Source organism: Nitrospira sp. (genome assembly GCA_029194675.1).
In the GTDB taxonomy this organism is placed as follows: domain Bacteria; phylum Nitrospirota; class Nitrospiria; order Nitrospirales; family Nitrospiraceae; genus Nitrospira_D.
Genome location: JARFXP010000001.1, coordinates 199,722 through 223,913, shown reverse-complemented (window position 1 = coordinate 223,913; position 24,192 = coordinate 199,722). Strand labels below are relative to the sequence as shown.

Annotated in this window: 22 protein-coding genes, 1 tRNA gene and 1 riboswitch; of the genes, 7 read left to right on the top strand and 16 right to left on the bottom strand. The window is 53.6% G+C overall.

Annotated elements, in window-relative coordinates; all coding sequences use genetic code 11:
• The first annotated feature begins 13 nt into the window (after positions 1–13).
• Positions 14–2,983, top strand: a complete 2,970-nt coding sequence (locus P0120_01020; GenBank protein MDF0672910.1) for a DUF748 domain-containing protein — start codon at positions 14–16, stop codon at positions 2,981–2,983.
• Positions 2,984–3,008: 25 nt separating this feature from the next.
• Here the strand turns inward: P0120_01020 and P0120_01015 are convergent, their stop codons facing one another.
• Positions 3,009–3,374 (bottom strand): pentapeptide repeat-containing protein, encoded by a 366-nt coding sequence (locus P0120_01015; protein MDF0672909.1) that lies wholly within the window; start codon positions 3,372–3,374, stop codon positions 3,009–3,011.
• Positions 3,375–3,622: 248 nt separating this feature from the next.
• Between P0120_01015 and P0120_01010 the strand changes: the two genes are divergently transcribed.
• On the top strand, positions 3,623–4,258 hold the full coding sequence (locus P0120_01010; GenBank protein ID MDF0672908.1) for a peroxiredoxin: 636 nt from the start codon (positions 3,623–3,625) through the stop codon (positions 4,256–4,258).
• A 222-nt stretch (positions 4,259–4,480) separates the two neighbouring features.
• On the opposite strand, the gene P0120_01005 is transcribed toward P0120_01010, so the two are convergent.
• Complete coding sequence (locus P0120_01005; GenBank protein ID MDF0672907.1) at positions 4,481–6,655, bottom strand: radical SAM protein; 2,175 nt, start codon at positions 6,653–6,655, stop codon at positions 4,481–4,483.
• A 227-nt stretch (positions 6,656–6,882) separates the two neighbouring features.
• Positions 6,883–7,236 carry a flagellar basal body rod C-terminal domain-containing protein gene (locus tag P0120_01000; protein MDF0672906.1) on the bottom strand — a complete coding sequence of 118 codons (354 nt, stop codon included), beginning with the start codon at positions 7,234–7,236 and terminating at the stop codon, positions 6,883–6,885.
• 84 nt (positions 7,237–7,320) lie between these two features.
• A riboswitch (cyclic di-GMP riboswitch) is annotated at positions 7,321–7,415 on the bottom strand.
• Positions 7,416–7,700: 285 nt separating this feature from the next.
• Between P0120_01000 and P0120_00995 the strand changes: the two genes are divergently transcribed.
• Complete coding sequence (locus P0120_00995) at positions 7,701–9,635, top strand: ATP-binding protein (protein MDF0672905.1); 1,935 nt, start codon at positions 7,701–7,703, stop codon at positions 9,633–9,635.
• 75 nt (positions 9,636–9,710) lie between these two features.
• On the top strand, positions 9,711–10,283 hold the full coding sequence (locus P0120_00990) for a DsbA family protein (GenBank protein MDF0672904.1): 573 nt from the start codon (positions 9,711–9,713) through the stop codon (positions 10,281–10,283).
• A gap of 206 nt (positions 10,284–10,489) precedes the next feature.
• On the opposite strand, the gene P0120_00985 is transcribed toward P0120_00990, so the two are convergent.
• The 8 genes from P0120_00985 to P0120_00950 form a co-directional block, all read right to left on the bottom strand.
• On the bottom strand, positions 10,490–11,401 hold the full coding sequence (locus tag P0120_00985) for an NAD(P)-dependent oxidoreductase (GenBank protein MDF0672903.1): 912 nt from the start codon (positions 11,399–11,401) through the stop codon (positions 10,490–10,492).
• A gap of 41 nt (positions 11,402–11,442) precedes the next feature.
• Entirely contained in the window at positions 11,443–12,957 is a 1,515-nt protein-coding gene (locus P0120_00980; GenBank protein MDF0672902.1) for a hypothetical protein, read from the bottom strand.
• Positions 12,958–13,036: 79 nt separating this feature from the next.
• Positions 13,037–13,456, bottom strand: a complete 420-nt coding sequence (gene msrB, locus P0120_00975) for a peptide-methionine (R)-S-oxide reductase MsrB (protein ID MDF0672901.1) — start codon at positions 13,454–13,456, stop codon at positions 13,037–13,039.
• 141 nt (positions 13,457–13,597) lie between these two features.
• A complete protein-coding gene (locus P0120_00970; protein MDF0672900.1) occupies positions 13,598–14,152 on the bottom strand; it encodes a hypothetical protein in 555 nt (184 codons plus the stop codon).
• A 227-nt stretch (positions 14,153–14,379) separates the two neighbouring features.
• Positions 14,380–14,643: a hypothetical protein gene (locus P0120_00965; protein ID MDF0672899.1), complete on the bottom strand. Its 264-nt coding sequence runs from the start codon at positions 14,641–14,643 to the stop codon at positions 14,380–14,382.
• Between the two features lie 471 nt (positions 14,644–15,114).
• Positions 15,115–15,351 carry an HlyU family transcriptional regulator gene (locus P0120_00960; GenBank protein ID MDF0672898.1) on the bottom strand — a complete coding sequence of 79 codons (237 nt, stop codon included), beginning with the start codon at positions 15,349–15,351 and terminating at the stop codon, positions 15,115–15,117.
• 209 nt (positions 15,352–15,560) lie between these two features.
• Positions 15,561–16,325 (bottom strand): hypothetical protein, encoded by a 765-nt coding sequence (locus P0120_00955; protein ID MDF0672897.1) that lies wholly within the window; start codon positions 16,323–16,325, stop codon positions 15,561–15,563.
• Between the two features lie 92 nt (positions 16,326–16,417).
• Positions 16,418–16,507 (bottom strand) — tRNA-Ser (locus P0120_00950).
• A 304-nt stretch (positions 16,508–16,811) separates the two neighbouring features.
• Here P0120_00950 and P0120_00945 point away from each other — a divergent pair.
• Positions 16,812–17,096 carry a hypothetical protein gene (locus P0120_00945; protein MDF0672896.1) on the top strand — a complete coding sequence of 95 codons (285 nt, stop codon included), beginning with the start codon at positions 16,812–16,814 and terminating at the stop codon, positions 17,094–17,096.
• A gap of 358 nt (positions 17,097–17,454) precedes the next feature.
• Here P0120_00945 and P0120_00940 read toward each other — a convergent pair whose 3' ends face one another.
• Positions 17,455–18,057: a hypothetical protein gene (locus tag P0120_00940; protein ID MDF0672895.1), complete on the bottom strand. Its 603-nt coding sequence runs from the start codon at positions 18,055–18,057 to the stop codon at positions 17,455–17,457.
• A gap of 331 nt (positions 18,058–18,388) precedes the next feature.
• Between P0120_00940 and P0120_00935 the strand changes: the two genes are divergently transcribed.
• Positions 18,389–20,347 carry a hypothetical protein gene (locus tag P0120_00935; GenBank protein MDF0672894.1) on the top strand — a complete coding sequence of 653 codons (1,959 nt, stop codon included), beginning with the start codon at positions 18,389–18,391 and terminating at the stop codon, positions 20,345–20,347.
• A gap of 108 nt (positions 20,348–20,455) precedes the next feature.
• Positions 20,456–21,166, top strand: a complete 711-nt coding sequence (locus P0120_00930; GenBank protein ID MDF0672893.1) for a hypothetical protein — start codon at positions 20,456–20,458, stop codon at positions 21,164–21,166.
• Between the two features lie 68 nt (positions 21,167–21,234).
• Here P0120_00930 and P0120_00925 read toward each other — a convergent pair whose 3' ends face one another.
• From P0120_00925 to P0120_00910, 4 genes are all read right to left on the bottom strand, one after another.
• Complete coding sequence (locus P0120_00925) at positions 21,235–21,426, bottom strand: hypothetical protein (protein ID MDF0672892.1); 192 nt, start codon at positions 21,424–21,426, stop codon at positions 21,235–21,237.
• Positions 21,427–21,533: 107 nt separating this feature from the next.
• Positions 21,534–21,650 carry a transposase gene (locus P0120_00920; protein MDF0672891.1) on the bottom strand — a complete coding sequence of 39 codons (117 nt, stop codon included), beginning with the start codon at positions 21,648–21,650 and terminating at the stop codon, positions 21,534–21,536.
• Between the two features lie 89 nt (positions 21,651–21,739).
• The gene (gene serS, locus P0120_00915) at positions 21,740–23,026 is read right to left on the bottom strand and encodes a serine--tRNA ligase (GenBank protein MDF0672890.1); all 1,287 of its coding nucleotides are present in this window, start codon (positions 23,024–23,026) and stop codon (positions 21,740–21,742) included.
• Positions 23,027–23,248: 222 nt separating this feature from the next.
• The gene (locus P0120_00910) at positions 23,249–24,034 is read right to left on the bottom strand and encodes an alpha/beta fold hydrolase (GenBank protein ID MDF0672889.1); all 786 of its coding nucleotides are present in this window, start codon (positions 24,032–24,034) and stop codon (positions 23,249–23,251) included.
• Positions 24,035–24,192 lie beyond the last annotated feature (158 nt).

Here is a 24,192-nt window from a genome sequence, read left to right as displayed (position 1 = left end):
AGGCTGATATTTCATGCGCCGAATCCTCCGACCCCAAGTCCTGGTAGGGACGTTGGTGGGACTGATTGCTCTGTACTCGCTTGTCGGGTTTGTTCTGCTTCCCTATCTGATTAAGTCGTATGTCATCCCCAAGGCCTCGGAACAGATCAAACATCCCATCGTTCTTCGTGAGGCCGCCTTCAATCCCTTTACGCTCTCACTTCGTCTCACCGGTCTGGAAGTGCGGGAGCAGAACCAAACGGCGATGCTGGGTTTTGAGGAGCTGTTCGTGAACATGCGCGCGACCACGCTGTTCTTTCAAAAAGTAGCGTTCGACGAAATCCGTCTCATCATGCCGTTCGTGGCGGCCAGGGTGAGCTCTGAGGGGAAGATGAATCTGATGTCGTTGGTTCCACCGCCGGATGAAACTGTGCAACAACCGACCCCTCCATCGGCGGAACCCAAAAAGATGATGCCGGTGGAGATCGAGCTGCTGGAGGTCAGTCAAGGCATCCTGGAGTACCGCGATGACTCCAAACCAAGACCAGTCTTGATCGATGTCGTGCCGTTTGGGATCGTGGTACGAAACTTCAGCACGGTTCAAGTCGAGGGAAGCGAGAATGCCGATGCCTTCAAGGCGGAGATCGGAAAGAGTGGAAAGATTTCTTGGGAGGGGAGGATGTTTCTGGAGCCGGTGGAATCCGACGGCCGGCTGAATGTATCTGGAATCAGGCTCAAGACGCTGTATCAAGCCGTGCAGGACCAGTTTCAGTTCGATGTCTCGACGGGCACCCTCGGCCTATCCGCCTCGTATCACTTTGATCTTCGCGGTCAGGCTCCTCAGGCAACGGTCAAGAACGGCAAGGTGTCCATTCAGGATCTCGCTATCGTGGAACGGGGTGGGATTGATCCAGTTGTGACTGTGCCGACGTTTAATGTGGAGGAGATTCAGCTGGATCTGCAAAAGCAGACGATCGATGTCGCCAAGGTATATTCGGCTGATGCCCGGTTCGAGGCCTGGATGGATCCAGGTGGGGTCATCAATTTCCAACCTCTGTTCACCCCTGTCGGTGGAGAAGATGACATCATGGAAAAGCCCACACCTGCGAAGAGCGAGCGAGCCAAGCCTGCCAAGCCCTGGTCGATCACGGTGGAGGAAGTTGCGCTGCGAAACTACGGAGCCGCCTTTGAAGACCGAACCCTTGAACGTCCTGGACATGTGGCTGTGGATGCGATGAATGTCACCGTAAAGGACATTCAGATCCCATTCAAAAAATCGTTTCCCATCGACCTGTCGTTGAAGCTGAATGAGACCGGATCCATCAATTTGAAGGGGAAGGTCGGACTTGCACCTCCGGCTGCCGATACGGAGCTGAATCTGAAACATGTCGAAATCCGTCCCTTCCAACCCTATCTGGATCGGTTTCTGAATGCCGATGTGCCGAAGGGGGCGATCGATCTCGCTGGATCGATGCATTTCTCCAAGGAACATGCGAACGAACCGTTGATGCGATTTCAAGGAAATCTGGCGGTGAATCAACTGGCGGTCGCGGACCGCATGGACCTCGACAATGTTCTCACGTGGAAAGCGTTGAATGTGAGCCGCATCGCGCTGGATGTGGAGCCGACGGCGGTGAAGATCGGAGAAATTATCTGGCAAGAGCCTTCCGTCCACATGGTGGTGGACTCCGAAGGCCGACTTAATCTCTCGCGTCTCGTCGTCACACCTCCGCCTGGCGATCAGACGGCGGGTCCAAGAGAATCTGAAGGGGAGAACACGCAAGCTAAGAAAGGGGATCCTGTGCCGGTCACCATCGACCAGGTCAAGATAGGCAAATTGGCCGCAACGTTTCAGGATGTGTCTATTGAACCACACGTGAGAACCAGCCTCACGGAGTTCGGCGGGACCATCAAAGGACTGTCGTCGAAGCAACTGCAGAAAGCCGACGTCAACCTGAGAGGCAAAGTTGGAAGAGCGGCTCCCCTAAAAATAGTCGGAAAGATCAACCCCCTGAGCGAAGATGCCTTCACCGATCTGATAGTGTCCCTTGATGGGATGGATTTAACGCAGGCCGGACCGTACATCAGTAAATATGTGGGCTATGGATTGTCGAGGGGGAAACTGTCGCTCGATTTGAAATACAAGGTGTCGCAAAAAGTATTGGAAGCGGAAAATCTTGTCCATGTCGATCAGCTGACGTTCGGTCAGACGACGAATAGTACGGACGCCACGTCGCTACCCGTTCCGTTGATTGTGGCGCTCCTCAAAGATCGGAAGGGCCTCATCGAAATCGATATGCCGATTCGCGGCGATCTTAACGATCCGGATTTCAAGTATGGGAAAGCGGTCATTTCGACGTTGCTCAATCTCCTTGGCAAGGTCGTCGCTTCGCCGCTCGCGTTAATCGGCAAGCTTGTGCCCGGTGGTGGCGAGGAAGATCTTCAATTTATCGAATTCCACCCCGGAAGCGCCTCGCTGGCTGACAGTGAGCTGACAAAGCTCGATGCACTGGAGAAAGCGTTGGATGAGCGGCCGGGACTCCGGCTCGATATCAAGGGGACGAGCGATTCGACGCGTGATGTGGCGGTGCTGCAAAGGAGGAAACTTCAAGATCAGCTTTTTGTGATGAGCAGCCGTGTAAAACCCGACCCGAGAGAGCTGTCGCCGAACGAGGAGCAACAGGTGGTGGAAAAACTTTATGCAAAACTCCCCACACTTGATCCATCAGCGACACAGGCCGAATTCACGCAGCTGACGGTGGAAGAAATGAAGAGAAAACTTGCGGCGGCCATCCACGTTTCCCCAAGCGACTTAGAGGCGCTTGCCCACCAGCGCGCCGAGGCGATCCGCCATCATCTCCTGGATGGTGGAAAACTCACAGAGGAGCGAGTCGCTCTTCTCGATCCGGGCGTTGCTGAGTCCGGTCATGAGAAGGTGCGGACTCAGTTGTCACTATCTGCCGGATCGCATGATCGGCCCGCGTCAATCCCTGAGATGCCTTGAAGTTCTATCGTGGTTCCAAACCCGGTTACTTCGCGCTGTACCGCATCCGCGTCCCGTGGAGAAGAGACAGTTCAATCTCAGAGGCGCTCAGTTCCTTTGGGAAGAGAGCGCCTGAAATTTTGCACGCATTGATACTGGCCCCATCCAAGTTGGCCTTGCTCAAGTCGATGCCTCGGAGATCGGACTGCCGAAAATAGCAGTCGCTGAAATCCAGCCCGTCGGCATCCAAGCCGCGAAGGTCAAGACCGCGCAGATCGCACCCCCGAAGATCGCATTGTTCTCCGGAAGCTTTCTTGGCGTTGAACTCCTTGACGCAGCCTTCGCGCAGCATGAGGTACATCGGGTTCTTTGAGATATGGAGTTTTGTATGCGATGTGTCTGCGCCGGCCATGTTCGGCTCCGTTGATAGGAGTTTCTGAACCCCCTATCGGCTGGAGAGGCGAGAAGCTTGAGCTAAGGTGAACCAAAGTCGCCCTGAGGTGGAGATCAAAGTTAAGGAAGGAATCAATGGCTTCATCTCGACCTTGGCCTCAGCCGTAACCTCGCGGGTGCCCCCTTGAACTCACCCGTTGAGGCACAGTATTGTACCGGTTGCAGTAGAATCTTGTTATAGGCGATCGCGATACAAGGAGGTATCCCATGGCTATACGATTGGGCGACGATGCCCCGAACTTTACGGCAGAAACGACCGAAGGCACGATCAATTTTCACGAGTGGCTGGGTAATAGTTGGGGCGTTCTCTTTTCACATCCCAAGGACTATACCCCGGTTTGTACGACTGAGCTGGGGACGATGGCTAAGATTTCGCCCGAGTTCAAGAAGCGGGGGGTGAAGGTCATGGCGGTCAGCGTTGATCCCATGGATTCGCACAAGGGTTGGATCAACGACATCAACGAAACTCAAAGAACGACGGTGAATTATCCCATCATCGCCGATCCGGACAAGAAGGTCGCCACGCTGTACGATATGATCCATCCCAACGCCATCGACAATATGACGGTGCGCTCGGTCTTTATTATCGGTCCTGACAAGAAGGTCAAGCTCACCTTGACGTATCCCGCCTCCTGCGGCCGGAACTTCGATGAGCTGGTGAGGGTGATCGATTCACTCCAACTGACATCGAAGTACAAGGTCGCTACCCCGGTGAATTGGAAGGACGGCGAAGATTGCATCATCACTCCGGCGGTGAGTGATGCCGAAGCGAAGGATCTCTTCCCCAAGGGATTCAAGACCGTGAAGCCCTATTTGCGCTATACCCCGCAGCCGAATCGGTAAACATCGAATTGTTTCCAGCTGAACCGGCAGAAGGTGCTGACGCGCCTTCTGCGCCGTTCACCTAACAATTCCTCTGGAACATACCTCTGCCGGTATTGCTGGTTCAAACGCACCGGGCTGGAAAAGATTCTTGACGTCTTTCGATGACCTAGGCATCCTCGTCATGCGGATACACTGGAGTCTGTGTTTGGCTGTCACCAAGCGATGAAAAGGATTAGAGAGTCATACGAGCACGAGGCCCGCGTCGCGGATCTTTTTCCACGAAGGGGTGCGCAGAAAGATGTTGAAGTCCGACAGCATCCCGGGAAATGAGTTACCGGCCTCCCGCATATGTGGATAGGTCTGAAATGCCTGTCGCGGGATGGCGTCTCTAATCAATTGCTCCAACCACCGGGCCTCCGGTTCCCGCAGAGAGATGATGTGATCCTGCCTGGAACCGGTGATAGTGAGGGTTGCTTTCTTTCCAACCGACTCACAAGCTACCGGTCCACCCACCCAGACCACACGCCGTTCTAAGTCTGAATGATCATCGATCGGCCGCTTGTTGAGCACTCGTCTCAGCCATGTGGGAGCTACATGAGGGTGTGGAACCTCGCCGTCGAACCACTGCCGAACATCGAGATCGAGTCCCCGTCGTTCAAGGTAATTCAGGAGCGATCGTCGCAGCCCCTCACCGAGCCAGCTCGGTGCTTCCCCTCTATCATCGTGATGCAAAAGGTCATTTTCTGCGAAGCCTCGAAATTCAGGCCCGAGAATGCGCAAGCCATGGGCCGTGGGATCCAGCCCCACCGGGCTGTGAGCGGTGACTGTGAAACGATGCCAAAAGGCCGATTGAAGGAGATCTGCCGCGACAAGCTGGCGGACTCGCTCAAGTGAATCGATGGTTTCCTGAATCGTCTCCGATGGACAACCATACATGAGATAGGCGTGGATCAGGATGCCGGCCTTTTTGAACCCGGCGGCGACCAGCGCGGTCTGATCGACGGTGATGCCCTTCTTCATGTTGCTCAGCAGCCGGTCTGAGGCCGCCTCAAGCCCCGCTGTCACGGCGATACAACCGGAGGCGGAGAGAAGGCGGCAAAGGTCCGACGAAAAAGCAGTCTCGAAGCGGATATTCCCCCACCAGGTGATACCGATCCGTCGCTCCAAGAGGGCAAGGGCCAGTGACTTCAATGCTGATGGTGGTGCGGCCTCATCAACGAAGTGAAACCCTCTGCGGCCCGTCTCGGCGACGAGTTGTTCGATTTGCTGGATGAGCCGCTCGGTCGGTGTCATCTCGTACCGACTAATGTAGGTGAGCCCTATATCGCAGAACGTACATTGTTTCCAATAGCAGCCGTGGGCCACGGTGAGTTTGTTCCAATGGCCTTCCGACCAGAGGCGATGCATCGGATTGGTACTGTCGAGAATGGTCAGGTAGCGATCCAGTGCCAGGCCTCGATAGGTTGGACAATCGATGTCGTTCATCGTGACGTCACGTGACAAGGGATCATCGGCATAGACCACGCGATCGTTCTGGCGATACATTGTGCGGCACAGCGATCGACGGGGACGCAGGCCGGAAATATGTTCGATTAAGGAAAGGAGCGGCCGTTCGCCATTGTCGAACGTCATAAAGTCGACATAATCGAACACACGAGGGTCGGTAACCCGGCGCAATTCCGTGTTCACATAGCCGCCGCCGATCGCCACAGGCAGGTCAGGGCGGTGCTGCTTGAGCATCTTTGCAATGAGGAACGTCCCATAGAGATTACCTGGAAACGGTATGGAGAGACCGACCAGCAACGGGTTGACGCGGTTGACGTGTTCCCAGAATGCCTCCAGGAGCCATTCATCAGTCAGACTCGGTGGCTCAGCCAAGGCGGTGGCGATTTGATCAAACGATGAGGCACTGCGCCCGATATGCTCTGCATACCGGCTCAAGGCAAAGTGCGGTGTGATGGTGGCTTGCACCAAATCGGCGAGATCTTCGAGGAAGAAGGTCGCCCATTGTTTGGCCCTATCAGTCACTGATACAGAGCGCGAGAATTTCCGACGACCTCGGAATCGCGGGCCCTGGGGCAACAGCCCGGGTTGAATCAAGCGAACGGCGTTGTCGGGCGTTTTGCCCTGCAAGAAGGCGACGACCGGTCCGATCATTTCCACGTAGGTCTGTTCATCCCTCATCATGGCGACGGCTTCCTTGGGGAGTGAGTCCTCCCGGCCGTGAAGTTGTCGGAAGACTTTCCGTAGCCCCTCTGGGCTGAATAGGCGCAGCACCATCTCGATGCCCAAGTCGGCTTGCTCCGCCTCGATTCCACGGGACTGCAGAAACCCGGTCAAATAGGCGGTGGATGGGTAGGGAGTGTTCAGTTGAGTCAAGGGAGGAATTACCAACAAGACACGAGGATAAACCATGGCCTCGACATAGCATACGGATCGGCGGGAAAGCTACGTCTAGCAGGTTGGGGAAAACTCGATATGTGTGCTTCGACAAGCTCAGCACGAACGGAAAACCTCAGTACATTCAAATGACCGCTCCGTTCGTCCTGAGGCTCTCGAAGGATGAACGGAGGGTTTTTCCGCAGCCTGCTAGAAAGGTGAAGGGTCCGGGATGCCACTTGACGTTTGACAAATGGGGGCAGCTATTTCTTTATGTCAAGAATACTACCGAGCAACGCATCTGCCGTTCGCAAGGTCTGGAGATTCGCTTGAAAGCTGTGTTGAGCCACGATCTGCTGCACCACTTCTTCACCCAGATCCACATTCGAGAGCTCGACTATGGTTTGATTGCCACCTGTGTCGCGAAGCACGCTTGGACCGGATGAGTCGTCTTTCTCAACAACAGGGAGGACCCCACCGCTCGGGATTTCGACGAACTCGGTTCTCGATTTCTTGAACCCGTCGGTGTTGACATTGGCGACATTGTGCGCCACGACCTCGATCTGTTTGCTGAAGGCAGTCAGACCTGAGAGTGCTGTATGAATGGCGGAAATCATGCGGCACCTCCATTTAATTGAGACTGAGATCCAGAGGAAGGCGCCGGGGGAATAGGAGAGCGTGACTGGTCAGATCATCGATCGTGTGGCAGCTAGGCTGACCCTGGAACATGTTCCGTCCCTGTTAAGGTCCCTCGGCTTTGCGTCCCACCCTCTCGGGTGGTTTGCCTTTTTCGCCCTGTCGAAAACTGTATCGGCGGTTTGATCTTAGACTTGAGCATGTGATTTAGGCCAAGTGTAGGAGAGACCCATCTACGGTAACTGCGGACGACCGCCACGAACCGGTAGAATCGAGCATATACGGTGCAGTCGGAATAAACCGTGATTGGCGTACGACCTTGGGTCCTTTGCAGCATGACTTGTTCAAAGTTCTCAATTTAGAAGATACACGTAGGTGCCGATAAGGTATGGCTGATAGACGGAGTGCTTTGTGGCTATGAGGCAACAGTGATGCAGGTCAACGGATGACGGTTCCTGCCGCACCCATTCCCGAGCATCCTTCCCATGGTGCGCTGGCTTGGCTGCCGACCCGAGAGGATATCTCCCTCATTCTCGAGACTTCGACCGAAGCGATCTTTATTACGGACCAACAAGGTCACATCCTATTTCTCAATCTCGTAGCCCAACAACTTGTCGGCAGAACACGTGATGTCATCGGACAGGGGTTTCACGGCCTTTTTACGTGCCTCACGACAGGCAAGAGTGATGTGGCCCAGTGTCCCTTCACTCGGCTCATGAACACCGGCGAGCCTGTCGTGATTCCTTCCCACATTTGGAATCGAGAGGATGGAACTCAATTCGAAGTATCACTCTCGTTCTGGCCGAGAACCCAACATGGAGTACCGGTCGGTGCTATGGTCGTGGTACGTGATGTGACCGATACCATGGAGATTCAACGGGATGTCCAGCGCGCTGCCCGGCTGGCCGAAGATGCGCCGAATCCTATCGTGGAGTTTGACGCGACGGGTGCCATGCTCTACGCCAACACCGGCATGCTGAATTTGATGGGGCAATGCGGACTGCTCGATGCCGGGATTGAGGTGATGTTCCCAGATAATCTATCGGTGATGCTACATGAGTGCCTCGTGACCAATTCCACGCTGTTGCGGGTCGAACATGTCGTGGCCGATCGAGTACTGGCCTGGTCGCTTTTTCCCCTGAGAGAGGTGGAACTGGTCCGCGCGTATGGCCTCGATATCACATCGGATGTGGCCTTGCGCCGTGCGAAGGAAGCCGCTGAAGAGTCTGCGCGGGCGAAGGGAATCTTTCTCGCCACGATGAGCCATGAGCTTCGAACCCCCATGAACGGAGTGCTGGGATGCACGCAGCTTCTCAAGGACACATCGTTAACAGGTCAGCAGCGTGAGCTGATCGAGACGATGCATCGCTCGGCAGAGGCGTTGTTGACGCTGGTGAGCGACATTCTCGATTTTTCAAAGATCGAAGCCGGCAAGATGACTCTGGAAGTGGCCGATGTCAATCTGCGCGCACTGATCCGAGACGTCACGACGTTGGTGGAGGGGTTGGCCGCCCAAAAGAGTCTCACTATTTCGGTGAAGATCGATTCCGATGTCCCGGATGAGTTTCGAGGCGATCCGATCAGGTTGAGACAGATTCTCTATAATCTCGTCGGGAATGCGATCAAGTTCACGAAACATGGAGGGGTCAGGATTGCCGTCTCGCTGAGGCCGGAACCGGCGGATAACTTGGAGACAGTGGTTCTGCATTGGAGCGTGCAGGATACGGGCATTGGGCTAACCCCGGAGCAACAAGGCCAGCTGTTTAAGGCATATGCCCAAGCTGATCCATCGACCGCGAGACGATTCGGGGGAACAGGCCTTGGTCTCATGATCTGTCGCCAACTCGTTGAGTTAATGGGAGGGACCATCACTGTCAACAGCCGGGTCGGTCATGGCAGCACGTTTGTCTATACTACCAACCTCCTTCCGGCCATTCATCGAGACTCCACGGCATCTTCGCTGAGCACGGATCAACGTGGCGCAGGAGAACAGGTGAGGGGACTGCGCGTCCTGGTCGCGGATGATAATGAAATCAATCAGGTTGTCGCCTGTAAGTTTTTGCAAAAGCTTGGCTGTCAGGTCGAAGTGGCTCGTACAGGCTGCGAAGCCGTGGATGCCATCACTCGAACGGCGTATGACGTCGTGTTGATGGATTGTGAGATGCCCGAGATGGATGGCTATGAAGCCACCAGGGAAGTTCGTCGTCGCGAGGAAGGGACGCTGAACCATCTGCCGATCATGGCCCTCACCGGTCATGCATCCGACGAAGATGCCCGGAAGTGTCGCCAGGCCGGGATGGATAAAGTTGTGACCAAGCCGTTGACGTTGTCGGCGCTCCGCGCCAATCTCCAAGAGTTGTTACGGCACGCCGATTTTTGATTTCAGAGAGCACAACAATACCTCTCCCGTCCGATATCGGTGGACTCTGCCGATCTAGTTCGGTACAGTAGGCGCATGAATACCAGTTCCGCGTCTGATCGATTTCTTCTCTATGGCGACTTCAACTGTCCTTTTTGTTACGCGCTGCACGAACGACTGCACGAGTTGAATTTGATCGACCGGTGTGAGTGGCGCGGAGTACAGCATGCGCCGCAGTTGCCTCGTCCCATGAAGCCGTGGAGCGGCTCGTTGGGGACCGAATTGCGGCACGAAGTCGCGATGGTGCAGCGGCTGGCACCGAGGTTGCCGATCGCGTTGCCGCCTGGGAAACCGAATACTCTGCCGGCGATCGAACAGGCGGTTGCACTCCTACGAGAGGATTTACGGAAGGGGATGGACTTTGTTCAGCACACCTACCGTGCTTTCTGGTGCGACAGTCGAGACATTTCTGATCCGTTGATTTTGAAGCAGTTGGCGGGAGAGGATTTCGCCGAAGACATTGATGGGCAGAATCAAATCATCGCACAGAAATGGGAAACGGCTTGGCATGCGACGGGTCAAAATGGAGTTCCCCTCCTCGTGTCTCCCGACGGCGATCTGCTCGTCGGTTGTGTATCCGAGGAGCAGGTACGACAGTTCTTCACGTAACCGATTTACCAGGATGCTGAAAAAGTCCTCCAGCGGCGTTCTCGCCTCGCTCAGAGGCTCAACGTACCGAAGCGTACGCCTCGCCTCTTCGCTCGCTGCGGCCTTGCTGGACGGCCTTTTTGAGCATCCTGACGTTATTCTGGTTTTAGCGTTGAACGGAAACTTCCGTCATTTGTTTTGGCATCAACCGAGCTTTCCGCAGCCTGTTATGCTAGGAGCGGAGAGCTAGTTCTGTTCGGGAACGTCAATTCGGCAACCGCGGATTTATCCAGGTCACCTTTACCCATTTCAATGAGTCGTCGGTATTGGCTCAACGTCGCCTGCGCGAGTGGTAGGGAGAGGCCGACCCGTTTGGCCAGGTCCAACGCGATGGCCGAATCTTTGGCGGCGTGGGCTGCCGAAAAGTAACAGTCGTGGGTACGTAGCTGCATATCTTCTCCGTCGGTTTCCAATACTCTCGAAGCCGCTCCAGTCTGGCTGAATACCTCACGCAGAAGAGTCAGATCGATTCCCAGCGCCGCCCCCAGTCCTAACCCTTCGGCCAACGCAGCGGTATTGCTGTTCATCACCATGTTGACGAGCGCTTTGACCTTTGCCGCTTCTCCGGCTGGGCCGATATATCGGACCGTCGTGCCGAGGGTCTCCAGCAGGGGGAGAGCCCGATTGAACACGTCCAGCTTGCCTCCGCACATCAGATACAGGGTACCCTCGCGCGCTTGGGTTATGCTGCTCGCCATGCACGCTTCAAGGGCCGCGCCACCACGCCCTTCAACCGCCTGTTCGATGTCGATATGGAGCGCCGGTGTGAGAGTCGCACAGTTGAGGAACAGCCGATCTTTGGCGTGAACCATCAGCCCGGTCGGGTCCTGTTCCGCGTAAATCTCCCGCATCGCAGCGTCATCCGATACGACGGTGATGACGATATCCGATATCTCAGCAACACGCGCCGGTGATCTGGCCGCCTCCGAGCCAAGTTCCTGTGACAGGGATTCCGATGCGTCGGTATGGCGGTCCTGAACCGCCGCGATGCGGTATCCCCCTTGTTTCAATCGTCGGGCCATATTGGCGCCCATTCGACCTACTCCGATGAAGCCGATGCGAGCTTGGGTGTCTGCCATGAGAGAGCATCCTTTCCGGATCCATGCGACCAACGATGGGGCTAGAGCTGATGGTCCTCTGTCGGTTCAGAACGAACTTCGGTCCATCGAAGGTTGGCCTTCCCATCGCTCGTGGTAAATCCATGGTCATGAAAGGCGATGATGCTGACGCGTTGTTGCTGCTTTTGAATAGGTCGGAGTTGGGGAATGCCCTCTTTGGTTTGCACGGTCCCACGAAGTGTATCGACAATCAGCAAGTCGGTTGCGGCGGAGGGTTTGATGGCCCACACGAAGGCGGCGGAACCTCCGGCATAGGTACCGGACCCCTCCCATTGGCCGACTAAGTCAGGATCGACCGTCTTGATTTGGAAAACCGGTACGCTGGTGGCTTCGCGTCTGAGTTTCCATAGTTCGGCTGGAATGCGCGTTGGGTTTTGATCGATCGAGAGTCTCTTCCAGATCGCCTGAACACTGCCGGTGCTGGTGAACGAATCCGGTGTCGTCTTGCGGTATGTGCCTTTCCATCCGAGGCCCTTGAACGTGTTCGCTCGCTCGAGTGACCACAGACCTGCTTCAGCGTTCAAGATACCATCAAACTGCATCATCGATGAGAGCGACCACTTCAGATTAGGCTGAATGACGAGGAGCATGTCGTGCTGCGTCGTACCCCGTGTGACATGCGCGTGCCAGGTGCCTACCAGGCTTGTCGGGTCGAACGACGTCGCTTTCTTTGGTCCGGCCTGGATGTCAGAAGGGGTGGAGAGCATGTGCGTCATCGGAGCCGACGAAGCGACGGTCTCAGCGCGGGCTCCGCGGCTGGGTATGTGGGTTGAGGTGGAGGCTGAGGCTGCGGTTGTGGCTGATGGAGGGAGAGGCGCGGTTGAGGACGCTCCGTACCGGGCTGCAGCGGTCCTTCCCAATTGAGTGACTGACTCACCGAGCTGTTTCTGTCGGGTCGAAGCAACGATCACGGTCACGAACGCGTCTTTGTGCATGAAGGTCAGTCTGGACAAAGTCGGGGAGGAGTCAATTCTTACCGCCCCATCGCCCAGCCCGGGAATGAGATGGCTGTCACGGCGCAGGCGCTCCTTATTGAACCATGTCCGCCGTTCCTTCCCAGGTGATTTATCAAGTTGGACCGTGACGGCATTTCCCTCATTGCGCTGGGCTTTGAAGATACAGGTTGTCGAATCGGTCAGCGCCCCATCCTGAACCGGTTCCCCAAGCGCCCCTTCTGCGTCTGCAACGGTCACTAAGGAACAAGGGGATGACTTTGACCCGAACAGGCTGAATGAATCACTGCACGAAAGCAGCAAGGGAGCCAGTCCGAGAAATGTGTAGGGTAGTACTCGTGAGAACATCGCAACGTTGCTCCGATGGTCAATGGTTGCGGATTGTACCGTGAACAAGTTGATGAGTGCCAGCGGTGCTCGATCAGGATGTTGAAAAAGTCCGCCATCGGCGTTCCCTGCCTTCGCCGGAGCGGCTTCGCGCAGGCAGGTCGCATCGCTTAGCGGGCTCAACGTACGGTCCAAGGTACGCTTCGCCTCTTCGCTCGCTGCGGCCTTTTTGAACATCCTGCCACCCGCTACACTATGCGTGTGCTGGTACGCAGGAGTCCTTTGGTCGCGAGGGGAGGGTGGCGGCACACAACGATCAGCCGGCCACGAATCTCAAGGCCACGCCGTTGATGCAGTACCGGAGACCGGTGGGCCTCGGCCCATCCTTAAACACGTGGCCCTGGTGTCCCTCACATCGCGCACAATGGACTTCCGTTCGGGGCATGAAGAGTTTGAAATCGGTTCGGGTTTCGATCACGCGCGGATCAATCGGCTGCCAGAAGCTGGGCCAACCGGTACGGCTGTCGAACTTGTGCTCAGATGAAAAGAGCGGAAGGTCACAGCCGGCGCAATAATAGACCCCTGATTGATGATTCTCATGCAGTGGGTTGACAAACGCTCTCTCCGTATCTTCGTGCCGCAAGACACGATAGGCGGCAGTCGGCAGCTGTTTTTTCCATTCTTCATCGGTCTTCGTGACCTTAACGATGGAATCGATCTGAATAGTAGGCGGCATTGGATTTCTCCTTCATCGGTAGTGTGATGGCTTCTCAGTCGGACAGTGTACCGAAATCTTACAGGGCTCCTAAAGCGGTCCGGCCACCCTCCGTGAGGGGACAATAAAATGGTACGGTTCAGAAACCGAGAATGCAAGGGCTCAGGGTAAGGTCTCATTCATGGGGGTTCTGCGAAGTAGCTTCCGCATTTCTCTGAATGAGGGATGGGGCTCTGTCAGTTCCGGGTGAGCAAGGTCGACCTGAATGTCATAGAGAGATGAGTTCACGTTCTTGATTTGGGCGACGGGGTACCAACATTCATACCGTTGTTCCCAGCAGTCGCGATATGCTAGCCGCAAATAGCATCGGCTCAATACTTTCATGCGGATCGGTGCATCTTGGCCCAGGACGATAGGAACTGAGTGGCGGTGATATCGAGGGCCGTTGGGATGAATGCGTTGGACCTCAAAACGTCCCTCCCATCCTGCCAATTGGACGATGCAATCATGGGCCACTCCATAGCCCACGTTTTCCACCTCCGGCGTCAGCGTGATCACTTCTCCTGCGTTCATCGCGGACATGTTGGTGATGCGAAGAGCCGGTTGGTGATGTTGAAATTCGTGCTTGGTCTTCCCGACGAATCTATACAACACAAAAGCACCCGCGCCACCGATGACGAGTACAACGAGCAAGGCGATGAGCAAGACCCAGTCCACGGCGAAGTCGTCCTCAGGAAGCCTGTGCCTTTCGATCGGAGACGGAGAAACCCTACGTGGAGGAGCGGCGAGTGTCAACCAACAGTCTGCGGATGTAAAGCCGTCACTGACCGGCCTCTGCCGGTACATCTATTCCTTCTGTCTATCACGCTTTAACCTAGGCGGGGCACTATAACGAACAGCGTTATAAGAAGATAGGCTTGGGTGATGGCAACATCCAGAAATGCTTAAGCGGCCTTGCGGCTGTCGGCCAGAGCGAAAAGTTTATCGGTTACCGCGATATTCTCTTTGATCTTCTGAGCGAGGGCCGTGCCTTTTGCAGTAAGTTGGAGCTTGACGATCTTCCTATTCGAGTTGACCTGTGGCTTGCGTATCCACCCCTGTCGCTGAATAAGCTGGACGGTCTTGACCGCTGAGAGGTTCTGAAGACAGAGTGCCGAAGCGATCTCCATTACCTCGCACTGAGGATGCCGGTCAAGATAGAGCAACATACTTGCCTGGAGAGGAGAGACGCTAAGCGGGTGCAAGCGATGACGGAAAAGGCCCTGAAGACGGAGCACGGTTTCGAGAGAGGAAGGCTTGTCGTTGTCACTTTGAAATGAATTCACAGAAGAAGTATAGCTGAAGATCGTAGAACCGGAAAGGAATAGCAACAACTCTCGTGAGTTCTTTTCTATCATCAGTCCATTCGTGCCTCATCATACTTAGCGCATCGTTCCTTTCGCCAATCGTTGCCCCATCCTGGTGGACAAGTTTAAGTGTCCAAGCCACTCTTGTGGCCCCCGGCGATGTCTGCTTCATGAGAGAGGACATTGATGGTGATGGCTCGCATCGAATGCGCCAACAACGTGGGCCTCTATGTTTAAGCCCGTCGCCTACGTGCGTGAGGGTGGTGCTGGCTATCCCGACGGGTAGCGGTGTTCACGTGCTTTCGGTAGCGCGAGGCGGCGCGCCCATGTGCGTTATCCGACCGAGGAGCCAGGAACCTGGCCATCCACGATCTGTTGACCATAGACAAGGCACTGGGCCGTGGCTTCATCCTCAGTCGCATACCGACCAGTCTTCACGAAGTGACGACTGTCCTCGTCGTCGTCAACAGCCCATGAAATGAAGACATTCAATTCCCATTGGCCGGTATCCACGAGCTGCCGGGGCGCAGGTTGAATGGTGAACCCCTTATAAGTCACGGCCTGGGTCATTTGCTGTTAGACCTTATCTAACAACTTCCCCTTCGGCAGCTGGCCCTTCTTTTCAAGCGGTGCACCAGAGGGTTTTGGAACCCCAAAGCCTACCGATTCATCCCGCACTGGCCGCCAGAGGAGCCCCCCCTGGGGCTTCCAAAAGAAATGCGCCTCACCCGGGACCCATCGAAAAAGGAAAGCCTGACAGACAATTGAACCAGTGATGCTTAGAGCTTCGTGCCGATAAATATATAGCTGTTGGTCCTGGCACTGTTGAGGGCCGCACTGTACAGCCGGTTTGTCGCGGCATCATAAAAGGCAACCCCATTGACCGTCTCGGTTCCATGGCGACAGGCGCCACCGCCGAATGTCACAGAGTTATTAAACACATTTCCCTTTGCACGAGGAGAAAATGTACCAGCAAAGGTGCATCCATCTGTTGAATGACCTGAAAGAGTACCGGCTGAATCCACTGTAACAGTGACCGTTTGATTGTCGGCACGGAGCCCAGAATAGTTCCCGGCCAGAAGATTCATGGTCGGGGCCGACTCATAGTCAGCATCGTACGTACTCGTAAAGCTCCCTGTGTCACCGTTGAAGTAAGCGATCGTCCCGTGAAAGCTCTTTTTCTGCACATAGGTGCCACTCATCGTGGCCGCATGAATTCCAGCGCCTTCCAAACTGAAATCCCTGGTGTTAGAGGAACCGAAGGAGCCGGAGTGCGAAGTGCCAGTCCCCTGAACCAGTCCAGCCAGGACGTTGGGCTTGCCTCTTGCTGTATAGAAAACCCAATACGAGCCGTCATCGAGGACAAGTCCACCGACTGTGCGACGTGTGGGAGTCGCGCCCGTCCAGAGACCTTCAGCCGATGTTGCCGTGGGCTGCGGCATAGAAGAAACGTTGCTCTCGCCATACCCGCCGCCACAGGCAACGGCAACGAACCCACTATTAAAGCAGCTTGCCAGACTACCACAGGCAACGAGCCCACTCATACAGCAGATGGCCAGAAGGCATCGAATCGTACTCGTCCATTTCATGCGCATGGTTGTTCAGGATGAAAATACGCAAATTACGCGGGAAAATATGGCGGAGGGGGCGAGATTTGAACTCGCGGATGAGTTACCCCATCTCCGGTTTTCAAGACCGGCACGTTCGGCCGCTCCGTCACCCCTCCAAACCAACCTTCGGTTGACCCGGCGACTATTCATCGATTTTTCGTAATAGAGTCGCCGGATAAAACCATTTTAGTGTTCTTATAATTAACCAAGCTCGCTCGACCCGGAGCCTACTGTTCTTTCAGACAATTACAAGCTTTTCGATGAAGCCGGCCTTCTGACATGCTTCACGAAATCCTCGGACGGCAGTATACGGGGTTCCGTTGGGCTTGGTAAACACCCATTCGCATTTCTTCGGGTGTTGTTTTACAAAGGACGGATCAGCTAGTTCATCGAAATCGGCTGAACCGACGGACGCGACGGATGGCGCTGCATCACCCGGATGAGGTCAGGGTAGGGTGGCGTTTGGAGTTGGTACTTGCTGATTTTTTCGACGCCATCGATAACGCACCGACGATCGGCGCTATCGAAGAGGGCCTGGGCATCGGTCGGACTGAGCTTAAGGTAGGCGACGATGTCGGCCCTGCTGACCCACACCGGAAGGCGCTTAAAGCGCGTCGAGGGGCGAATCGACTGGTGATGGATCGAAGTATGACGAGGAACGGGAGCAGGACGCTTGGGCAGACAGACTCCAACACGAAAAATTAAATCCAAACGGATCTAACAATTTAGTGTTGTAGTCTTACGCGACTGGGGACGGCCTATATGGCCGACAACTCCCCGAATCAAAGCGTCTGCCGGTGCAAGGCTCAGCTTGATCCGTACGAAGGAAGGTGGGCAGGCAATTCGCTCTCCGGTTTTGTTCTCACCCACTCGGCATCAAGGCCGAGGCCAAACAATTCCGTCAATCCCACCTATCGAGACGCTGTACTCCCACGTCTCGACTCGAACGGAACCTTACTATGGTCGATGGACGAAAGCTAATAGTGGAGACACCTAGGTGGTGAGAATATGTCTATGGCAGTACGGAGAGCGCCGAAAATGTAAAAGCTGTCAGAAACAACTCTCACTCTGCGACAGCCCCTGTCGTAACTAGGGCCCAATGCGCGTGATGAAATTCATAGATCCAGCTACTACTGTCGAGATCTTCAGGCGCCACTCCATAGCGATATACGAATGCGCCATCTCCAATGGTGTGCATATTAAGTAATCGAGTTTCCTCTGTATCCATATCCGGAGTTCCAGTCAGCATATTGACTGATACAGGTACCCTGGCAGGAAGGATACGGCCCGTGTGATAAAAGTACAGACCGCGTGTTGTACGTTCAAAGACACGCTTGTAGGGTTCAGCGGGAAGAGTAAATGCAATTCTTGTAGTAGAGGAACCATCCTCACTCACGACAGCCATCTCTTTTACGGTTGAAAGAAACGCCTTGCGGAGCTTGGTTTTTCGCAAAATTGTTTTGTGTGCGCCATCTTCCCAGAGTTTCTTCGAAGCTGAATTCTCCTTTCCGATCTGGGCACTTATATAAAAGCGTAGATCCTCGTCGTCTGACGATGCGCCGTTATTGCAAGTCCGACAAGCGGGGACCGTTCGAAGTTGCGCGTTCACGACACCCTTGAAAAAACCTTTAGGTGGAACGTGATCTACGGTTTCCGCAGGCATCATGCCGCAAAGGACGCATGTCTCGCTCTTAGGAGGTTGCATCTGCTTAGCTTTCTAATACAGAGTTGAGCCGAGCCATATCAAATGCTATGGCTGAGCGGTGCGACCACCAGGCGGTGATATTCTTGCCTTTTACAGTGGAGGAGAGCAAGTACAGAAAACGTGTATTTGGCGACGCCTACTTGGAATTCTACCCGAAGTGCGGTAGCCTCATGCCGCATTGGCAACACAACTCCATACCTACAGCAACTCGCGAATCAGTCTTTATGAATGAAAGTGCTTACTTAAAAAGCGATATACCGCAACAATTTTAGAAGCCTGAGGGAAAGGAAAGATGGTAGCTCTTAAAGCATTTATCGGCCACAGTTTCACTCCCGATGACGAAGATGTAGTTCGCGTCTTTCAAAAATTCTTTAACGAGCTCAAGGCAACAAATCCCGATTTCTCGTGGGTCTCTGCTGAAGCAGCACAGCCAAAAGAACTTGCCGATAAGGTATTAGCATTGATGCAAGACAAAAACCTATTTATTGGTATTTGTACAAAAAAAGAAGCGGCAATTCTTCCCGAGGAACTGAAGCCAACGTTATTCGGGAAAGATCTTATGGCGAGAGAGGAGTCCTTCAAGCCAAAAACATCGGATTGGATCATTCAAGAAATAGGCTTAGCAATTGGGAAAGGCATGGAGCTAATTTTATTAATCGAGAAGGGCCTGCGACTGCCAGGAGGTTTGCAGGGCGACAAGGAATACATCCTTTTCGACCGTGCATCTCCCGAAAGATCATTTGTAAAACTAATGGAAATGATTAATTCGCTAAACCCAAAAGCTATAACAGTTACGAGAGTAGAAGGAGAAGTACGAACAGCACCGGAAGAAAAAGATGTGAAGCCCAGCCAGGAAAAGGATTGGCTTCAACCTGATCCACTCTGGGACAGAGATAGATTCGAACTCGCCTTGATGCAGACAATCTTTATCGGAGACAAAGATAGTGAACAAGCAATTGATCAAGCGTATTTGGCGACGGAGGAAGCAAAAGATTCGAAAAAGCGCGCTAGTTGGGAGGCCTATCATGAGCTTGCTCTTCTGAGAACGGGTAAAGGTGGTCGCCTCACCACGTTGGATCAATTCGCTATAGACCATCCAGATAATGCCGACGTTGTGATGTATAGAGCACAAGGTTATCAGCGGTACGGGGAGCAGGAAAAGGCAGCTCAATATTTCGAAGTAGCCGCTCAAAAGACTGAAAACGAATTGGAGAAATTGGGAAGGTATGGTGACTCTGCAATTGCGTTTGCGGCCGCGACACGACGAGATCAAGCGCAACGTATTGTTGAGAAAATGAAATCAATGACACCACCACAAGAAAATGGTGAATTGACGATTCTTTACACGCTGAAGGAAATCACCAAAATTGAGAAGTCCGATGATGAATTTTGTAGCTTGACGGAGAAACTGCTTGATCTTCGCCCCGACGACATCGACCTTCGATTTGAATTGGCTTACAAGTACTCTGACAAGGGAGCTGAGGAACTTTCCTTATATCATTATCTGAAGATTCCATATCGAGAACGTACTCCTATCACGTGGAATAACCTTGGCGTACAGTTCGATCATTTTAAGCTGGCTAGTAAATCAGTGGAGGCCTATCGGGAGTCCGAGAAACATGAAGAGACACTAGCAATGAGTAATCTGGCATACAAATTCATAAAGGCTGGCTTCCTGACGGAAGCAGAGGAAATTTGCAATCGGGCTATAAAAATAAAGGATTATCACAAGAATGTTGTTTCTGCGATTGGCAGAATTAGAGAGCTGCCTGAGGAAGAAGGAAAAGAATTAAAGGAGTTACAAAACAAAGCAATCCCGCTCAGCGAATTTTTCAAAAACTATGGCTATGCACTTGCGAAAGAGACGGTAGGAGACCATCAGGGCAGATGGCAGGGGAATGCATGCGAATTAAGCATTACAATAAAAGGGGATTCCTTCAAAGCAGAGGGAAGCTATGAACGCATATCGTATAACAGTCTGGCAGGGCTATTAATAGGTCAACCTGCAAGTCCCAATAAGAAGACAACCTATACTGTAAGGTATGAGGGAACAATACGAGGCAAGGCAGTAAGAGCCACCTATAAAGAGACCAGCGATGATGAACCATCAAGTCGTCCAACTATTCTGGGAGGAGGAATGGATCTGGGCAAGTCCGTGTTAATGATATTGTCTGATTCACTTACAGAGATTCAGATATACGAAAAATCCGAGAAAGAGAACAAGTTCTACAAATTTACACGTCTGAGCTGAGTTTGATTTGGCTGTTTTCTTTCAAGCTTCAGGGTTTAGCCATATTTCAATTAACGGCAGATGAACCGACAAGAACTCAAGAAATGCATTGGATGGACCTTTCAGTTTATGCCGTATCCACGACGAGATTCTTCAACTGGCTCCTGGGAATCCGATATGAACCAGTGGCTTCTCCGTGGCGAGACACCTGACAAGAAGGCTTTTGAGTTCCTTAACGTTATTCGGGATCACACTCCTTTTGTCCTCGACGAGAATCAGATTCGAAAGTTTGACGTGCCAGACGTCCTTATCTTGAGAGGTCAGGTCATATTGAAAGGCGACGCAGTCAGTTACGAACCATTCCATCAAAAACCGTCGTCCAATACGCTGCCGACAATTCTAACGATGTTTTTAGAAGGTTTTGAAGGAAACTCCTTACCAACATTCACATGCCCATCTTTTGAAGCTTTCAGATTCTGTGTAAAAAACAAAGGCCAACAAACAGTCAGAGATTTCCGCAGTACACTCTACATTCCACAAGCTTTCAGATTTCCGTCAATGCCATTAAGGAATTTGAGCAAGAAGGGCGAATCGACAATCAATGATACGCAATACGTAATCTATGAGAACTTGACCCAATCTCCAATCTATGGAAACGAGCAGATCCGCATAGGGGAATTGATTCTTCAGGGTGATCCGGCTAATCACACAATTCTTTGGAAAATTCGTTGTGATGACGGAATCTTTCCCAAGGAGGATGAATACGGCGAGATTAAAGTTTGTCTGGTACCACTTGGTAATCTTGTAGACGAAGCTGTTCGAAACGCTTACAAAAAATAATGGTCTGCGACCACCAGGGCTAACAGGAATACCTGTTTTGGGTAAGCCGTTACCGCCACTCGCCTGATTCACCCCTTCCGTTTCCCGCGTTTGGGCGTGTCATAGACCAACGCGGCCCGTTCCTGCTCGGACCACAGTCTGACGCCATAGACTTCTTGTAATTCCAACGTGGCTTTCTCGTCGCCCTTTCTTGCCTTTCGAAACAGCAGCTGCCGATGCAGGTCTTCTTCTTCTTGACTCAGGGACCACTGTGCTCCCATCTCGACTCCTTTGTTGTAGTTTGCTCTTTCTGCGAGGGCCTCTTAACGGAGGCGGGTTTGTACACGAGTTAGATTCCCAATTCAAGGTGTTATGGCCAAGCCGATAATCATTGATAGGCCTTCACAATCTGGTCGATGGAAGCGGTTTCCTGATATTCCCGGTGTTTCTTGAGCGCGGCGAAGTCGTGCTCGACGGGGTTCAGGTCGGGCGAATAGGGTGGCAAAAACAACATCAAAGTTAAGGGGTCGGATACTTTTTAAACCAAACGTGCTGGACCTGGAACGTTCTTTAGTGGAGCACGACGGGGTAAACTTACTCTCGTTTAATGCTATCCATTCCTCCCATATATGGTCGCAGCACAGGAGGTATTTCAACCGAGCCGTCAGGCTGCTGGAAATTTTCCAAGATGGCCACCAAGGTTCGCCCGACGGCCAGTCCGGAACCATTGAGCGTATGGACAAAGTCGGCCTTCACCTCTTTCTTTGCCCCGGTTGGCCGATACTTGATGTTCGCTCGTCTGGCTTGAAAAGATTCAAAATTGCTGCAGGACGAAATCTCTCGGTATTGTTGCTGAGAAGGCAGCCATACTTCAATGTCATAGGTCTTCGCTGCAGAAAATCCCATATCACCTGTACAAAGGGTGATGACGCGATAGGGAAGATTCAAACCCTGCAAGATCGACTCGGCATGACCCGTCAGCTGCTCAAGCTCTTCGTATGAACGATCCGGTGTCGTAAACGCCACCAGCTCCACCTTGTTGAATTGGTGGAGCCGAATCAGGCCTCTCGTGTCTTTTCCATAGGACCCTGCCTCTCGTCTGAAGCAAGGAGTGTAGGCCGTATAGCGGAGCGGCAAGCAGTCTACTCCTAGGATCTCCTCACGATGCAGGTTCGTCACCGGCACTTCGGCGGTCGGAATCAAGAAGTACTCTTCATCTCGCAGGCGAAAAAGATCCTCCTCGAACTTGGGAAGCTGACCGGTTCCGGTCATCGATGAACGGTTGACCATGAAAGGAGGAATCACCTCTCGATATCCATGTTGGGTTGTGTGCAGATCAAGCATGTAGTTGATCAGCGCTCGTTCCAGCCTGGCACCTGCCCCGGTCATGACGGAAAACCTGGCCCCTGCAATCTTCGCGGCTCGATCGAAATCCAAGATCCCGAGGTTCTCGCCGACTTCCCAATGAGGTTTGGGGGGGGTCGAAAAAGACGGGAGGGTGCCCCATCGACGGACCTCGACGTTTTCTGATGCATCAGCCCCTACCGGAACCAAGGCATGGGGGAGATTGGGGATGCGAAGCGCAAGGTCAGTGAGCGCCTCCTCGACCTTTCGGAGTGTTCCCTCGGCGTCCTTAATGCGATCCCCCAACTGCTTCATCGCCGCCATGGCTTCTTCAGCCGGTTCTTTGGCTCGACGCAGCCGAGCAACCTCTTCCGAGCCCTTATTGAGTGCGTGCCTGAACTGCTCGACCTGCGTCGTAATGGCTCGTCGTTCTTCGCTCAATTTCTGGATATCAGCCCACGAGACGTCGTTCCCGCGTCGTCCGAGAGAGGTGCGGATATGGTCGAGGTGTTCGCGGAGATATTTCAGATCGTACAAGGGTCACACTTCACGAAGGCGGTTGGAATTTAGCACCTGGGTCGAGGAGAGTCAATGAAACGACCGGTGACAACTCGAGGCAGCCGGACGTGGACGAAGCATCTCGATCCGTTCGCGTGATCCTTCGGATGATTGGATCTACTAATGGTGGATCACAAGAGCCGGCACCCTCGTACTCAGACGAGTCAAGCAAAGCCATCCATGTTCTCTCGTTCCTTGCGTCTATCGCATTTCCCACTGATTGCCCATCAAGCCCACGCGAACGCGACGTCGGGTGGGATCGTCGTGTGGTTTGCCATCAATGCTCATGCGGATATCGGCATTGATGTTTCCCACCAGATAATAACTGTGTTCCACGAGACCTTTGACGATCGGTGTGCAATCGATCTGATGGACCTTGTTATGGATATGAGTCGGTCGCGCCGGCCCGTTGGAGCCCAGACGATCGGGATTGCCTTTGGTGTAATCCGACACGACCAAGGCGACATCGCCACGATTATGGTAGACGCTGACACTTCTGGCCAATTCATGCGCTCGCCACAAGGGTTGGCCCTCTTCCAATGCCGTGTCGTCCACGTCGGGCGCGCACAGAAATATATGCTCGAACAGTCTGGGTAAGGCGTTCCCCGGGGTGAAGGCGTCGCACCGCTCAAGGGCGTTCTGCAACAAATAGTTGCCCATGGAATGACACAGTAGGTGAAGGTCCTGTTCGCAGAGCTGTTCATCCGAGCGGCGCAGGCTTGCGAGAAAATCTCGTACCTTGAGAATGCCGCGGCCGACAGCGTTGCCGGATCCGGCCGCTTCCGAGCGATCCGATTTGTAGGAGGTGAAGGGCAACGCCATTCCGTCCGACGGCCACGTGAAGAGCACCACTTGCACGTGCTGTTCGGCATCCCTTTCGGGACTGTGGTTCAGCATTTCCTGGAGCGACAGGGCCGTGCCGACGGCGTCGGTCCAGGAGACATTGAAGCCATGGATAAAAATCACGACATCCGTGTTTTTGCGCATGATCGTTTGCAAATCTGAAAAGGCTGCTTGGGAGCCGAGCTTGATGTTGTCCTGTTGTTGTTCGGCGACCGACCGATTGATCTTTTCCCGATAGGCGACGATGTCGGCGGACTCGGCGCACTTGGAGAGGTATGTGATCAGCCCCTCGCCGTCCCCCC